The sequence below is a fragment of the Vibrio sp. SS-MA-C1-2 genome (assembly GCF_021513135.1).
Lineage (GTDB): Bacteria > Pseudomonadota > Gammaproteobacteria > Enterobacterales > Vibrionaceae.
Map to the genome: position 1 here is coordinate 116,829 of NZ_CP090980.1, position 15,393 is coordinate 132,221.

The following is a 15,393-nucleotide window of genomic DNA, read 5'->3' on the forward strand; positions in this document are numbered from 1 at the left end:
GTTGGCAATATAAACATAATAAGGAAATATCATGACAACAATTAAAGCAGTATTACCATTAACGCTATTACTTACTTTCCCCGCAGCAGCTTCCAATGATTTTAATTGGTATAGTGGTTTGCGAGTAGGTGGCACTCATTTCAGCAATGCTTGTGAACTGGGCAATGAATCTTGTGACAAGGATGATATTGGTGGAGGTTTATATCTTGGCTATAATTTCACCGACTACTTTGCTTTAGAAACGGGTTATACTTATTTAGGCGAAGCCGAGTTATCTCCACATAGCGATAAATATGGTAACCCTTCTGTTGATTATAAAGCACAAACTATTGATTTAGTTGGTAAGTTTTCCACAGATCTAACCTCGTCTTTAGATCTATTTGCGAAAGCTGGAGCTGCATTCTCCCATGTTGAAACTTCAAATTCTAATTGGAATGAATCAGAAAGTGATTGGGATCTAGGGCCAACATTCGGTGCAGGTTTAGAATATTATTTCACTCCTAACTTTTCTTCACGCTTAGAGTATCAAATGTATCCCAATGTTGGTAATGATGATAAAGTTGGTGAATCCGATGTTCATTTCTATGGGATTAGTTTTGCTTATAATTTTGGAGCAAAAGCACAACCTCTTGTCGTTGAACCTATCATTATTCCTGAGCCAGAACCAGTCATCATCCCTAAACCCATTGTAAAACCAATCGTAAAACCTACACCTATCACTATTGATTCGTTAAGTGTTGATCTACCGTTTGCTTTTGATAGTTCAAGATTATCGGCAGAAAGTAAGCGTCGTTTAGATCCTGTTATTCAAAGAGTCAATCAGTATTCCCAAAGCAAATTATTTGTCGTGGGCCATACTGATAGTCGAGGCACGGAAGCTTATAACCAACAGTTATCCCAAGAACGTGCACAAGCAGTGGCTGCAGCAATTTCAAGTAATTATTCAATTGGAAGAAATAGAATGGTGATTGAAGGACGTGGTGAATCACAACCTGTCGCGACAAATAAAACAGAAGCAGGACGAGCAGAGAACCGTCGTGTTGAAGTTTATACCCCAAGTTTTGTTGTTCAACCAAAGTAATCAAATTAATTAACACCATTTAATCTTTTGACTTTATAGTCAAAGAGAACAAATATAAGAAGCAAATCTCTAAAAAATGATCTCATTTAGGGATTATGCTTCTTTCTTGTGATTTAATTTTGTACTAAGAATCTTAGTGATAGATCAATTATTATCTTGCTGCTTCAGTACCGGATATGCGTACATTTTTCGTACAATCTCAGCAACACCAGGTTCCAACGCTGCTAACTTATTATTAAACGCGACACGCTTACTATCTGTTACAATGTCACTTTCAACCTTTGCTGCAATAAAGTTATTTGCGTATAACTGATAATTATTCGTGATTTGCCGATCGATCTCTAAGGCTAAATCTTCTGGTGTTTCAAATTCATCTTTGATTGCATCACCAAAGCTAACATGAACCTTTCCTTTATATCCAGTAATACCAGAGATAATACTTTCTATATCTTCAAATTCACTTTTATCATAACTGCCTGTTTGGCTCTTTTGATAAAGTTCTTGAGCTTTTGCAATATCACAAGGATCATCTTCATAAGATATAGAGACAGGAACAATGTTTAATGATTGCATATATTCAGAAAAAGGAATCTTTTCTCTCTTACCATTAACAAAAAGCATTTTTAAGATAGCAGGTTCTGTCTTATCATCCCCATCTTTTGCTCGACCTTCTCGTTGGGCAATCCAAATTGATTGGTGCTCATCCAAAGATGACTTAATATAACCGGAAAGTTGAGTTAATGCCTTTAACATCTCTCTTGGTGCCGTTGCTGAACGATTAACAATGAAGCTTTTGTTTAATTTCATTAATTCAGTCGCACAAGGTTTCTTTAATAAGTTATCACCAATAGCGATTCTTAATGTATCACGTCCAGAAGTATGTAACCCCCAATTCACAAATGCGGGATCCATGGCAATATCTCGATGATTAGAAATAAAAACATAAGATTGATTTGGATCTAGATTATCAATACCTGAATAGCTTACACCATCAGTACTGGTTTTAATCATATTATCCATGTAAGCTGCAACAGCGAGTTGAACATCTCGTACTGTTTGAACTTTTGACCACTTTTTTTGTAAAAAGCGGCAAATAATCGGTTTTAGTAACCAACCAAAACTATTTGAAAGGCGTGGGAAACGATATTTAATAATCGCATCAGTAAATTCATCATCATGAATTAATCGCTTAATAGCCTCTTCAACTTCATTATCATTGAAAGGACGAATCTCTTTATATTTATCGGTCATTTTTTTTCATCAATTAAAGATACGCAGGCATTATATCTTATTCGTTCAAAATTTTATCAACTTAACAGCCAAAAAATAGAGATTGTTCATGATATTATCACTGGTCAGATCTGCTTTCCATTATAGTAACTTTAAATATTGACCTATAAGAATAAAATCGCCAATATATACTTAAAATAATTGGCGTTGTTAGTGAACCAGCAGCAAGGTCAGGCTTTGGTATACTATAGGATATGCGCAAATAAGTGTAGCTAGCAATCTAGCAACTTCAAGTCAGACGGTATAGTTATCCTCGCGTCAAACTTAGGGTCATTCTCCCTTAAATTAAAGGTTACTTAATGAATTACAAGATTGAATATAACCAACACCATACTCAGTACCTAACGATTAGTCCACGCAAAGCCACAATCATGGCTAAATTAATTACTGTTCGCCAAGGTGCGTTATTTATTAGACTAGGGAAAAATGAGTTATTAATACGTGAAGGTGAATCATTTTGGCTACCATTTGATTGTCTACATGCGGTAACATCAACTCCTGATACAATTTATGATGAGGTGCTGTTTTCACCCAGATTAATTGGACAACTTCCGATTGTCAGTGGTTTTTTAATCTCTGCTCTTTTCGAGCAATTATTATTTACTTTAGCAAGCCATCATTCAAGTACTGATGAAGAGCATCAATTATTAAATGTTCTATTTCAACAGATAAAATACCAAACAATCAGTTTAAATAAAAAAGATCTTAGTCGAGCACTTAATCATAATATTGAGAACATAAAAGAGTTTAATCTTTGTAAAGAAGTGGTCAAACAGCGAAAGTCTGGAACAAAATGGAGTTCAATTTGTAGAAACCATCATCAATTGAGTGAAGCTTCACTTCTGGAATTATTGAAGTTATATTGTTCTCCAGATTTTATCGACGATTTATTACAGACAAAATAGCACTTTTTATTGATAACAGTGGCTTTGAATTATCTTCTTAGCTACTGATTTAGTAAGCATTGAATCAATAGACTGTTGATTTTTAATCGCCTCCCTTACGGTACTGCTTCTCACTTGTACCGTTTCAGGACATGCTAAGACTTTCCATTTTTTAACAATCTCTTCCGCTTGGCTAAATTTTGAGAAGTTTAATAAATTATCTGGCCCGATCACAAAGGTAAGCTCTGCATCTGGGTTGATATTTTGTAAATGGCTTAATAACATATAGGTAGTTACAGCTTTATTTTCTCCTAATAACTGTTCTTCGTCAAAACAAGCTTCAACTTTGCTACTGGCAATATCAGAAATAAATGTTTCAACCAACGAACAGCGTAATTGAAAATCTAACATTTGTTTCCCCCAAGCATGGGCAATACTTGGTACGATGAGAATTTTATCAAAATGTAGGAGATGATTAATAACAGACAGGTGTCCGATGGTTGGTGGGTTAAACGCACTGCCAAAAATTGCAATTTGTTGTTTCATCTAATCTGTCTCACTTTTATTTTTATAATGTTACAATGTATTATACTGAATTGTTCATTCAATTCATCTCGTTTATTCACCGAAAAATATTAGATTTAGTATTAAATTTAATTCGTAAATAGGTACTATTATGGAACAACAGATTATTGAAGAGATGCGTGTCTTACCTTCAATTGACCCTCAATTTGAAATTGAAAGACGAATTGATTTTATCATTAAGACGGTTAAAACTGCCCATGTATCAACACTAGTTTTAGGGATTAGTGGCGGCGTAGACTCGACAACTTGTGGTCGTTTAGCTCAACTTGCTATTGATAAACTAAATAAAGATGAAGCAACAGATAAATACCAATTCATTGCCGTTCGTCTACCTTTTGATATTCAAAAAGATGAAGATGAGGCTCAGTTAGCTCTGTCATTTATCCAACCCTCACAATCAATTAGTATAAATATTGCCGATGGTGCAAATGGTGTTCACGAAAATACCCTGTTCGCTTTATCAAATGCATCGCTGCTTCATTCAGATCAAGCGTCATTGGATTTCAATAAAGGCAATGTCAAAGCGAGAACTCGCATGATTGCTCAATATGAAGTTGCTGGCTTAACTAATGGGCTAGTTATCGGAACGGATCACTCCGCTGAAAACATCACAGGCTTTTATACTAAATGGGGCGATGGTGCTTGTGATTTGGCCCCTTTATTCGGTTTAAATAAACGACAAATTAGAGAAATAGCCGATGTTCTTGGTGCACCAGAAACATTGGTTAAGAAAGCGCCAACCGCAGATTTAGAAGAGCTTGACCCACAAAAAACTGATGAATCAGCATTAGGATTAACTTATGAGCAAATTGATGATTTTCTTGAAGGAAAGTGTGAAGACCCAGAAGTGAAAGAGAAATTAATCACTATTTATCAACGTACTCAACATAAACGTCGCCCTATTCCTACGATCTATGATTAACTCTGAAATAATAACTCAATAATAGTTGAGCTTTTCAAAATTAACTTATAAAAAAAGAGCAGTTTTTAATCTGCTCTTTTATTTAAATCAATCATTTAACTAATATATTCAAGTTTATCAAACTTGATACTGATATCATTCACTCTCTTGTTGAGCGTTTTTCTCAGCTTGATGCTTTTCACGTAATTCATTCGCAACTTGCATAATCGCTGCCCCACTTGGCATACCTTCAGCCATCAGCTTCTGAATTTTTTCAGCGGCAATCTGTTGCTCATTGTGGTTTAATACAGGTTCATTGTTTCGCATCGTTACTCTCAAATTATCATAATTAAGCGCGAGTTTAATGGATATCGTTTAAGTTGTCATCAACTAAAGGTTAATGATTTCCTTTTTGATTATGATAAATATTTAAATCTACAATCGCTGGATCATGATCTGATGAACGGTAGTGATCTAAATAATGGGGGAAATCTCCCTTATATTCTCCGTTATAATCAAACAAAGTTGATTCAGCTGCATTGATATGCCATTCCGTTGCATTGACTAATTTACTTTCAAGTGTTGGTGAGATCAAAATATGGTCAAGTGAACCAACTTCATCATCATAAGAGTAGCTCCAACCTACTGGGTGTAACTTAGAAACTGCATTGATATAACCAAAGTTCTGATTAATCACTGCACCCTCTTCACCATATTGAATTTTATCGCCAATATAAGTATCACGAGCTGCACGAATCTCTTTCTGATACTTATCTTTAGAGTAATCCGTCAAGATTAGTAGTGGATCTTCCTGCCCATAGGCATTTAAATCACCGAGTATAATCGTATGATGTACTTGATTTTTCTTTTGTTGCTCATCAATATGATTTAATGCTTCACCTAAAGCTACAACCCCTGCAACTCGGAAGTTTTCACATGACCCCTGATAGTCTAGATCCTGTTGATTTTGACCACCTTGATCAATGGGTGCTGCATCTTCCCAACATTTAGAACCTTTTGATTTTAAATGATTAACTGCAACGGTTAAGTATTCACTAGGTTCTTTATCATTCCCACCTTTAATCTTAAACGTTGGGGCAAGAGTATCTCGCTGATAATTTAGACCACTTTCAATCTCGTCGCCACTATCATCATAAACAGTAGGTGCTTGTTGACGCGGCATTTCAATAACCTGGGATTCAATAAGCTTAACACTCTTGACCCGATAGATCACCCCAACACTGATTGCATCCGTACCGACAGAATCTAATTCATCAAACTGTCCATCCTGATTTGAATCGACTGAAATATATTGATATTGGTCTTTCTTACTATTGATCTTAGCGTTAATTTGTTCAACTAACTGTTTGATTGCGCTACCGTCACCAAAGCCATTATTTTCAATCTCCATTAAGCCAATAATATCAGCATCCAGTTTAACGATAGCGGAAACAATCTTAGCTTGTTGTCTTTCAAACTCTTCTAGATTATTTGCACCACGATTCTGATTCAATGGGTTTTGATCGCCACCAAATGGTGAATTAAAATAATTTAAAACATTAAATGTTGCGACACGTAAATCACCTTGTTTTTCTGCTGGCGACTCAGTTCTAGGCGAATTAGAAATAATATCGTCACGTGTGATCGTATTCGTTGTGATTAATCGATACTCATTATAGCTATAATTAATAACACCTTCTAAACCGGTAATCGTGTCATTAATTCTCAATACATCTTCGGTTGTACCATTCTGATCTGCGTCTGTTCGACCAAAATTAGGATAAAAAGGAACGGTACCATCTGCCGCTTTTTGATCTGTTTCTACAAATAAACGTTGTTCCGCATTTTTTTGACGTTGCGCATGTGACTGCTCTGAGTTAGCAACATAAATCTGGTTCGGTTGTAAATTTACTTCCCCTTGTGCAACAACTAAATTATTACGACGACCGTCATAATCATAACCAAAAGTACGAGTAATGCGTAAATCTAACGCTTTATCGGTAGCAACCAACATTCCTTCATAACGCTCTAATGTGTCAGAAAAGCTCTCATCTGATGGTTTTAGAATAATAGTTTCTGCCTGAGGCACGGCTTGTTGACTTTGTACTAATGTATTCCCTGTTGATGCTTTAAGTTGGGTATTATCGTAATACTCTTGAATATTACCTTTAACACAAACTACATCACCTGCTGAAATATCGTCAGTTTGACTTGTATTTACAAAGAGACCTTCTGAAGTTTGATTATTTTGATCATCGACTAAAGCGTGTAGATAAAAGCCTTTGGAGATCCCGGTAGTAACAGCAGTAACAACACCTTTAACGTAATACTCTTCTTCGGTGATATATGGATAACCTGAGATAAATGGCGATGTTTTTCCTTCACCTTGAATTTCTTGAATCGTTGTAAATTGAGGTGTTGTACCATTAACTAAACAAGAAAAAGGTTCTACAGGTTCTGCTCCCTCTGGGCTGCCTAAGCCCTCTAGGCTATCTTTTTCTAAGGTAGACCATTGAGATTTATTATAGACTGAAGATGGGGTCATTTGGTCAGAAAATTTAATTAAGGTTTGATCTTGAGCAAAATTAACATCTCCCATTTCGCCAATTATATCATGAACAGATCCATCACTATTCAATAATGCAATTGGGTCATCACCATTGAAATTGATAACATGGCTGTCTGTGATATCAGTTATTGCTTGGATTTGAGCATTGGCATCTTTATGAGATAAAACTAAAACTTCTTGTGCACCTAAAGTAATGCCTGTAAGAGATCTTTGTGCCCCCCATTCTCCATTACCATTAGCCGATTTTGCTAAAATAAAATTATCCAATGATACCGCTTCATCACCTGTATTCACTATTTCGATGGCTTTATTATAACTTGCGCCTTCGATATATTGCGAAATGATCACATCGGCATAAGCTGGGGCTGTAAATACACCACCAATTGTTAAAGCAAGAAGAGTCCGTGAAATTCCATTACTCATTGGTAATACTCCATTAATAATATATTTATGAAGTATTATTTTATTTTAAAAAACATTAACTATCTGTTTATATTGCTCATTCTGTGAAGTATTACCAAAAGATTTACAAAATCATCACATAGGTATATACCCAAAGTAAATGGAGTTTATATACTCTTCATACTTGAAGTTGCTAGGTTGTTGGCGTCACTCATTCGCCCCAATCATACAGTACATCTATACTCATGGGGTCTCATTCACTTGCCGCCTACTAGCAACTCCAATTACTTTGAGTATAGTAAGCGTCGATTGAGTAAAACTCGATAAATATAGATTATTGGTATGGTTAGGAGTGATGAAAAAATCTTTACAGTTATTAGCTGTGCTTAAGTACTGGATATAAAAAAGCCCACTCATTTTCTGTGTGGGCTTGCTAAATAAAAGTGAACAATTATCCAGGGTGTCCATCAATTCTCGGTTTACTTAAAATAGAGAAGTAGACAATACTCCAAATCCCAAATCCAATAAACCAGGCTAAACCTGCAATAGTAATAAATAGTGCAGCAGAGTTTGGCCAAAGCAGAATCGCCACGGTTCTAAAGATAACAGCAATAAATATGGTGGAAAAGGCAAATGCTATAATAGGTTTAATTTCTAACTTACGTCCCGTATGCCCTAGAGATACTCGAGCAATCATAGCCAAAATTATACCACCAATACCACCGACGGATAGCATATGAAGAGAGATACTCAGTCCAATATCACCATTGATGCTGTTAATCGCTAAAAGAACAAAGCCGGCAATCATCGACAAATAGCTCAAATGCAAAGACCATAATAGTGGAACTTTAATTGTTAAATGACTACGCCATGTGGCTAAACGTACGAAATTAGTCATTGCTACAGCCGCATAACTAATCGCTAATAATGAGTTTGTCATGGGTAAATCAAATACAAATAATGCTAACCCCGTGAATAATAGACTTAGCCAAGCAGTCACTAATGCCGAAACTTCTAACCAAATATGACGGATAATCGGTGTAGTTTGTGTACCTCTTGATGTGAAAAAAGGAATAACACGGCCACCAACAATTAATACAACAATAGAGATCAGTAAGATAGCCATCGTGTTGATTTTTTCAAGTAACAACATATTGAATTGACTAGCACTATAGAAACTCACAATATCAAACACAATAAATAACAAAATGACAGGGGTGAAAAATAGATTCTTCCATTGACGTCGTAGGATAATCGGTCGTGCAACAAAATAAATAGCAATTATTAACCAACTAATATCAACCGCCATTGTAAGTAGATTCGGCGGAACAATAAAATTTAAAACCCGTGCTGCCAGCCATAACAGTGCAATTAGAGCCAGTTTTTTACCTCTGACTCCAGGGATCCCTGTCCATGTTTGAATCGCAGTTAATAAAAAACCTAGGATAATGGCTAATATAAAACCAAAAATCATCTCATGACTATGCCACCAAATCGGATTATTTGCAGGGGTATAAGCAATATTACCATTGAGATACAGGGTCCAAAACAAAATAGCTAAGGAAGAAAATATACCGGAAAACAAAAACAGGGGACGAAAAGCTAATCTAAAAATGGGAGTTATCGCCTGTTCTTTGGCTGTATCGGTAATTTGCATCATAATTAATACCTCATCTTAAAGTTGCATATATTTTACATGTTTTAAATTAAAATAAACACTAAAAATGAATAAATTTTATCTTGTTGTTTTTTATGTTATTTCTCTTGTTTCAGAACGGTCAATTCAAACGGTTTTGCAATTTGCTGAATATCATCAATAATGATATCCCCCTGGTAATGGCGTTGAAATAAGTTCACCTTTAACCAATAATGCCCAGGATTTAACTCTTGATTTAACTCATCGATATTTAACTGTTGAGGATATTGCTTAGTAAAACGTTGTGAGTAAACTAACTTATTATCATTTTCATCTGAACTGTTATCAAATAACTCAATATCAACAGTCGGAGAACCACAGCTTTTAGGGAAATTAAACTCTGTGCGATCAATGCCCCAATTTGTCATAGAAACCCAATATAATGGCGTTGATGTCTGTTGTGGATTCAGAATTATTGGTTGTTTAATCGTTTGTTCTTCCCCTTCAATGACTAGTTGATAAAACCCTGCTTTTAACGGTCGCTTATTACCCTCATTACGAATTTCAAAATACCCATTGATGCCATGGGTAAACTTATCAATACTTATTTTATGATCCCGATTATCAATCAAATAAATATTTTCAAAGTCGAGTTTTGAATAACCTGAAACTCTATAACTATAGGTGACATTTGAACGATTGTATGTAACGACACGATCAATTTTAAGTTTGGAAAGTAAAACACTGGGCTCGGTGGAGGTTAGCTCCACGCCACAATTATAAGAGAGAATACTATCTAGAAGCTTTATTAGATTATCCTCGATCTCCACATTAGGATGTTGTTGCCATAATTTAATCATGGATTCAAACCCTAAACTATCATTACCTTGTAAGAAGTATTGATGTGTATCAGTCAACTGATCATGATCGAGAAACCAATCATCAGCTTTACTTGGAAGTGATAACAAAAGAGGGAGGATAAGCCAATATTTACGCATTATTTTGATTTCATTCTATACCCTACGCCTCGCAATGTTTCAATTGACAGCATAGGTAATTTTTGACGTAGTTGTAATATATGTGTATCAACGGTTCGGGTTGTTGGAAAATGATTATATCCCCAAACATGATCTAATAACTCATCACGCGTAAACACACGGCCGCAATTTTTAGCTAAAAAGAACAGTAAATCAAACTCAGTTCTAGTCAAGAAAATCGATTCATTATTAAATGTCACATCACGGCTTGCGGTATCTATCGTTAAGTCATTAATAATCAATTGATCACTGGTATCAACTAAAGAGCCAGCTTGTCTCAGCTGTACTCGAATTCTAGCTAATAGTTCAGCTTCGGCAAAAGGTTTCGTTAAATAATCAGTTGCACCTGAATCAAGGCCAGCAACACGCTCATTGACAGTAATCATAGCAGTTAAAACAATAACAGGAATAGATTTAAGCTCTAACCAACTCGGTAAAAAATTCAACGAATCACCATCAGGCAACTGACGGTCAAGAACAACAAGATCAGCTTTTTCCCATAATCCAGAAACTTGACTAATACTATCGGCATGAAAACAGCTATAGCCAGCTTGTTTTAAACTTGCAATTAATCCATGAGCTAAATTGATATTATCTTCAACTAGTAGGATCTTATTCATAAGGGATCTCCAGGATAAATGTTGTTGGTGGGCCTTCTAGTTTAATTTTTCCGCCCATCCGTTTGACCATTGATTCAACGATTGTAAGACCTAAACCTAGGCCACTTTTCGTTTCAAATGGTGCTCTAATTTTTTGCCAATCCTTAGCCGATAACATGCCTTCATCAGAAACAGAGATAAGAAGCTTGTTTTTCTTGTATTGAGTCGTGAGCTTTACTTCACCAACCCCATATTTTTTTGCATTTTTGACTAGATTTTCAATACAGTTATTTAACCAGTATTGATTTAGACTACCTGAACGATCTTCAGCTAGATCTAAAGTAATATCTAATTCTTCTGTTATATATTCTAGCCAATCATTAATAGATTCCAACTCATCTCGGCGTAATTCTTCTTGATCTGCTTGTAAATAATCTTTACTTGCTTCTGCTAACTGACGTAATTTGACCGAATCTTCACATAGTCGTCGAAAAGGGTCATAAAAATCTTCCGGCATCAGATCAAAATCTCGCCTAAATTGTTCTACTGTCATACCTAAACTTGCAATCGGGGTTCTCAATTCATGAGTTAATATTTGAAGAATAAGTGTTCGTTGTTGAAACTCTCTGCGTTTCACTTTCCAACGATATATCAGCCACCCCACTAATAAAATGACATTCAGTGACGCTAATAGACCAATAATGAAGTTTGGCTCAAATGAACTATCACTATTCCAACAGATATTTCCTGTTTGATATGAACAGAAATCAGCATTTTTTTTCAATTTAAGTGACAGCTGATTGTTACTTGCCGCACTTTGCCAGATACTGGTTTTAAATACCATGTAAATATCTTCACTACGCAACCACAATTCACCATCAGAGAGAAAGGTATCACTTCCCTTTAACAGAGCACTCATTGCAGATTGATCCATTCGTTGAAGACGACCTAAAAGAGAAGTCGCTACCGCAGTGGGACGTTCTTTAATATGTCGGTATTTTTGAATTAAAGGTCTCAAATTAGGGTATTTATGTATATAACGTTGCGCATAAGTTCCACCACCTGGATGGATATAACCTGAACGCGCAAACCAACCAATGGGTAACTGACGTTGTGCACAAGTCGCTTGCGTAAAGACTAACGGTTGAGTCAACAATGGGGTAACAGGCCAAGGTCCATCACACGTTTCACTATTTTTATATAGTTGAATTAATGCACGAAGTGGGTATTTATCCGTTTGAGGTAGCATACTATCCGGCAAGAGTAATTGGGGTGGATAGTCTCTCTCTATATTATTTTTATTGTAGCTTGCTAATGAACTCGAGTTAATTAACTCCAGACGCAACTGTTCTAACTGCTGGGGAATATTTATAGCAGCCATGGTCAATGGACTAAAAGTAATAATTAAGACAATAAAGAGTGAGCGCATGGCAGAATTCTAACACTAGTGAAAATGTTCTGAAATGAATTATTTGTGATTGTTATGTCAGGATTAGCATGGGAATCATTGAATGAAAAAATTATTGTTTATAATGCCATCAAAATGTAGGAATATCTTGTGAGTTGGATGCAACACTAAATTAAGTGAAAATCCACTTATCACTTAGCGTTGTATCATCCCCATTTTTATTTGAAGTGACTAGGTTAGGTAGAATAACAGTAACGATTGTATTCGTTCACCCCAATCATATAGTACACCTATACTCATGGGGCCTCACTCACTGGCCGCCTACTAGCAACTCCAGTTATTTTAGGTTAAAAGGGGAATAGATTAACTTAACGACCATTCTATTTCTTCAGCAGCACGGATAGGCACAACAACATCATGACCAAATGACATTGTCTCTGGCACTGTCCAAGCAGACTTAGTGAGTGTCAGTTTGTCGTGATTAACAGGTAAATTATAGAATGTTGGGCCATTTAAACTAACAAAGGCTTCAAGATTTTCTAGTTTACCTTCTTTATCAAACACTTCAGCATAAAGCTCTACAGCTGCATGAGCCGTATAAGATCCTGCACAACCACATGCATTCTCTTTCTTATCTTTGGCATGTGGTGCGGAATCGGTGCCAATAAAGAACTTTGGGCTACCTGATGTTGCCGCAGCAATAAGTGCTTGTTGATGTGTATTACGCTTTAAAATTGGTAGGCAATAAAAATGAGGTTTAATTCCGCCCACTAACATATGATTGCGGTTAAACAATAAGTGGTGAGCAGTAATCGTTGCTGCCACATTTTCATTGGCATTATTAACAAACTCAGTCGCTTCTGCGGTGGTGATATGTTCCAATACAATTTTTAGGTTTGGAAAATCATTAACGATCGGTGCTAAAACAGTCTCTAGAAACTCTTTCTCACGATCAAAAATATCAACAGAATGGGTTGTCACTTCACCATGAACTAACAGCAACATCCCTACTTCTTCCATTGCTTCAAGCACAGGGTAGATTTTTTGTGCTGATGTCACACCTGAATCAGAGTTTGTTGTTGCACCTGCAGGGTACAATTTTGCCGCAACCACGGCACCTGATGCTTTGGCTTTCTTTATTTCATCTGGTGTTGTTTTATCTGTTAAATACAAAGCCATCAAAGGAGTGAAATTATTCGCAGGCTTTTCAGCCATGATTCGCTCTTTATATGCAATAGCCATTTCAGTGGTTGTTACTGGTGGTACAGTATTTGGCATAATAAGTGCACGACCGTTATAACGACTAATATCACGAACAGTATCGGTTAACACATCACCGTCACGTAAATGAACATGCCAATCATCAGGGCGAGTAATTTGTAATGTTGTCATTTTCAAACTCCTTTTTATCACTACACTAAGATTCAATCACTTAAGCAGTTTTACTACAGAATAAATTTCGAAGATGATAGTTCAAATATTGAGGCTTTGCACGTGATTTTTAATAAAAACCATTATCTAATTCCATTAGTTTACTGTCGATTATCCTTGTTTTTTTAATACGTAAAAACAGAAAAAGAGAGCCAAAGCCCTCTTTTAAATTAGTGATAAATTAAACTTTTTTATAAATGAGAAGAGATAGCTACACACGACTCTTTAGCGTCACCAAACAGCATATGTGAGTTCTCTTTAAAGAACAGCGGATTTTGGACACCGGCATAACCTGGACTCATTGATCGTTTAAACACAATCACATTTTTGGCATTCCAAACTTCAAGAACGGGCATTCCAGCAATTGGGCTATTTGGATCATCTTGTGCTGATGGGTTAACTGTATCATTGGCACCGATAACCAACACCGTATCTGTGTCAGAGAGATCGTCATTGATCTCATCCATCTCTAATACTATGTCGTAAGGGACTTTCGCTTCAGCGAGCAGCACATTCATATGTCCCGGCAAACGCCCTGCGACAGGGTGTATACCAAATCGCACATTAACACCTTGTGCTCGGAGTTTTTCAGTGATCTCGTATACAGGATATTGCGCTTGAGCAACTGCCATACCATATCCCGGAGTAATCACGACAGAACGGGATTCCTTCAACATTTCAGCAACGTCAGACGCACTAATTTCTTGGTGTTCTCCTTGGTCTATATCTTCTGAAATAACGACTTCTTGGCCAAAACCGCCGGCAATAACACTAATAAACGAGCGATTCATCGCTTTACACATAATATATGACAGAATAGCTCCTGACGATCCGACAAGCGCACCCGTTACAATCAATAGATCATTCGCTAACATAAAGCCTGCCGCCGCCGCTGCCCAACCAGAATAAGAGTTAAGCATTGAGACCACTACTGGCATATCAGCTCCACCAATTGAGGCCACTAAGTGATAACCAAATACAAATGCTATCAAAGTCATAATAATCAAAATATAGACCGAGTCATTCCCACTTGCAAAATTCACCATCAATAAGAAAGAGACCACAACAGCAAGCAAATTTAATTTATGCTTGTGAGGTAACATAAGCGGTGAAGATGAAATTAATCCTCTTAATTTACAAAAGGCGACAATAGACCCCGTAAATGTCACCGCACCAATGAAGATCCCTAAAAAGACTTCAACATGATGGATGGTTAATAGTGCACCAGATAATTCGCCGTGATGCAAAAAGCTGTTATACCCTACAAATACAGCGGCTAATCCCACAAAACTGTGAAGAATGGCTACTAATTCAGGCATTTCTGTCATTTCAACTTTTTTAGCGTAATAGATACCAATTCCAGCACCAATCACCATAGCGACAATGACCCAGCCAATGCCCGATGAATAAGGTCCAAAAATCGTTGCGATTAAAGCAATCGCCATACCCGCAATACCGTAATAGTTACCGGTACGTGCTGACTCCTGCTTTGATAATCCCGCTAAACTCATAATAAAAAGAACCGCAGCAACAATATATGCCGCTTGTACTAATCCTGCAGACATGATGT

13 protein-coding genes are annotated in these 15,393 nt (G+C 36.5%); 3 read left to right on the top strand and 10 right to left on the bottom strand.

Annotated elements, in window-relative coordinates; all coding sequences use genetic code 11:
* Positions 1–31 precede the first annotated feature (31 nt).
* Positions 32–1,081, top strand: coding sequence for an outer membrane beta-barrel protein (locus L0B53_RS00585; protein WP_235059380.1), 1,050 nt, complete (start codon positions 32–34; stop codon positions 1,079–1,081).
* Between the two features lie 144 nt (positions 1,082–1,225).
* Here L0B53_RS00585 and L0B53_RS00590 read toward each other — a convergent pair whose 3' ends face one another.
* Complete coding sequence (locus L0B53_RS00590) at positions 1,226–2,332, bottom strand: 1-acyl-sn-glycerol-3-phosphate acyltransferase (RefSeq protein ID WP_235059381.1); 1,107 nt, start codon at positions 2,330–2,332, stop codon at positions 1,226–1,228.
* A gap of 338 nt (positions 2,333–2,670) precedes the next feature.
* Between L0B53_RS00590 and L0B53_RS00595 the strand changes: the two genes are divergently transcribed.
* The gene (locus L0B53_RS00595) at positions 2,671–3,276 is read left to right on the top strand and encodes a hypothetical protein (RefSeq protein ID WP_235059382.1); all 606 of its coding nucleotides are present in this window, start codon (positions 2,671–2,673) and stop codon (positions 3,274–3,276) included.
* A 6-nt stretch (positions 3,277–3,282) separates the two neighbouring features.
* Here the strand turns inward: L0B53_RS00595 and L0B53_RS00600 are convergent, their stop codons facing one another.
* A complete protein-coding gene (locus tag L0B53_RS00600; RefSeq protein ID WP_235059383.1) occupies positions 3,283–3,801 on the bottom strand; it encodes a nicotinate-nicotinamide nucleotide adenylyltransferase in 519 nt (172 codons plus the stop codon).
* A gap of 130 nt (positions 3,802–3,931) precedes the next feature.
* Between L0B53_RS00600 and nadE the strand changes: the two genes are divergently transcribed.
* Positions 3,932–4,762, top strand: coding sequence for an ammonia-dependent NAD(+) synthetase (nadE, locus tag L0B53_RS00605; protein WP_235059384.1), 831 nt, complete (start codon positions 3,932–3,934; stop codon positions 4,760–4,762).
* Between the two features lie 135 nt (positions 4,763–4,897).
* Here nadE and L0B53_RS00610 read toward each other — a convergent pair whose 3' ends face one another.
* The 8 genes from L0B53_RS00610 to pntB all read right to left on the bottom strand — a co-directional run bounded on the left by L0B53_RS00610 (position 4,898) and on the right by pntB (position 15,388).
* Complete coding sequence (locus L0B53_RS00610) at positions 4,898–5,068, bottom strand: YoaH family protein (protein ID WP_235059385.1); 171 nt, start codon at positions 5,066–5,068, stop codon at positions 4,898–4,900.
* 70 nt (positions 5,069–5,138) lie between these two features.
* Entirely contained in the window at positions 5,139–7,733 is a 2,595-nt protein-coding gene (locus L0B53_RS00615; protein WP_311197281.1) for an ExeM/NucH family extracellular endonuclease, read from the bottom strand.
* Between the two features lie 430 nt (positions 7,734–8,163).
* Positions 8,164–9,372: an NnrS family protein gene (locus L0B53_RS00620; RefSeq protein WP_235059386.1), complete on the bottom strand. Its 1,209-nt coding sequence runs from the start codon at positions 9,370–9,372 to the stop codon at positions 8,164–8,166.
* A gap of 95 nt (positions 9,373–9,467) precedes the next feature.
* Entirely contained in the window at positions 9,468–10,346 is an 879-nt protein-coding gene (locus tag L0B53_RS00625) for a DUF2861 family protein (protein WP_235059387.1), read from the bottom strand.
* On the bottom strand, positions 10,346–11,005 hold the full coding sequence (locus L0B53_RS00630; RefSeq protein ID WP_235059388.1) for a response regulator transcription factor: 660 nt from the start codon (positions 11,003–11,005) through the stop codon (positions 10,346–10,348). Before L0B53_RS00630 ends, L0B53_RS00625 begins: the two co-directional genes overlap by 1 nt.
* Positions 10,998–12,413: a DUF3404 domain-containing protein gene (locus L0B53_RS00635; RefSeq protein ID WP_235059389.1), complete on the bottom strand. Its 1,416-nt coding sequence runs from the start codon at positions 12,411–12,413 to the stop codon at positions 10,998–11,000. The genes L0B53_RS00630 and L0B53_RS00635 overlap by 8 nt, the downstream gene beginning before the upstream one ends.
* A gap of 342 nt (positions 12,414–12,755) precedes the next feature.
* A complete protein-coding gene (pyrC, locus tag L0B53_RS00640) occupies positions 12,756–13,784 on the bottom strand; it encodes a dihydroorotase (protein ID WP_235059390.1) in 1,029 nt (342 codons plus the stop codon).
* A 230-nt stretch (positions 13,785–14,014) separates the two neighbouring features.
* Entirely contained in the window at positions 14,015–15,388 is a 1,374-nt protein-coding gene (gene pntB / locus L0B53_RS00645; protein WP_235059391.1) for a Re/Si-specific NAD(P)(+) transhydrogenase subunit beta, read from the bottom strand.
* Positions 15,389–15,393 lie beyond the last annotated feature (5 nt).

Excerpts from the sequence above, each read along its gene's own strand:
- L0B53_RS00615 (WP_311197281.1), bottom strand. The coding sequence starts at position 7,733 with ATGAGTAATGGAATTTCACGGACTCTTCTTGCTTTAACAATTGGTGGT.
- L0B53_RS00630 (WP_235059388.1), bottom strand. The coding sequence starts at position 11,005 with ATGAATAAGATCCTACTAGTTGAAGATAATATCAATTTAGCTCATGGA.
- L0B53_RS00625 (WP_235059387.1), bottom strand. The coding sequence starts at position 10,346 with ATGCGTAAATATTGGCTTATCCTCCCTCTTTTGTTATCACTTCCAAGT.
- L0B53_RS00600 (WP_235059383.1), bottom strand. The coding sequence starts at position 3,801 with ATGAAACAACAAATTGCAATTTTTGGCAGTGCGTTTAACCCACCAACC.
- L0B53_RS00595 (WP_235059382.1), top strand. The coding sequence starts at position 2,671 with ATGAATTACAAGATTGAATATAACCAACACCATACTCAGTACCTAACG.
- L0B53_RS00635 (WP_235059389.1), bottom strand. The coding sequence starts at position 12,413 with ATGCGCTCACTCTTTATTGTCTTAATTATTACTTTTAGTCCATTGACC.
- L0B53_RS00585 (WP_235059380.1), top strand. The coding sequence starts at position 32 with ATGACAACAATTAAAGCAGTATTACCATTAACGCTATTACTTACTTTC.
- L0B53_RS00590 (WP_235059381.1), bottom strand. The coding sequence starts at position 2,332 with ATGACCGATAAATATAAAGAGATTCGTCCTTTCAATGATAATGAAGTT.
- L0B53_RS00610 (WP_235059385.1), bottom strand. The coding sequence starts at position 5,068 with ATGCGAAACAATGAACCTGTATTAAACCACAATGAGCAACAGATTGCC.
- L0B53_RS00620 (WP_235059386.1), bottom strand. The coding sequence starts at position 9,372 with ATGATGCAAATTACCGATACAGCCAAAGAACAGGCGATAACTCCCATT.
- pntB (WP_235059391.1), bottom strand. The coding sequence starts at position 15,388 with ATGTCTGCAGGATTAGTACAAGCGGCATATATTGTTGCTGCGGTTCTT.
- pyrC (WP_235059390.1), bottom strand. The coding sequence starts at position 13,784 with ATGACAACATTACAAATTACTCGCCCTGATGATTGGCATGTTCATTTA.
- nadE (WP_235059384.1), top strand. The coding sequence starts at position 3,932 with ATGGAACAACAGATTATTGAAGAGATGCGTGTCTTACCTTCAATTGAC.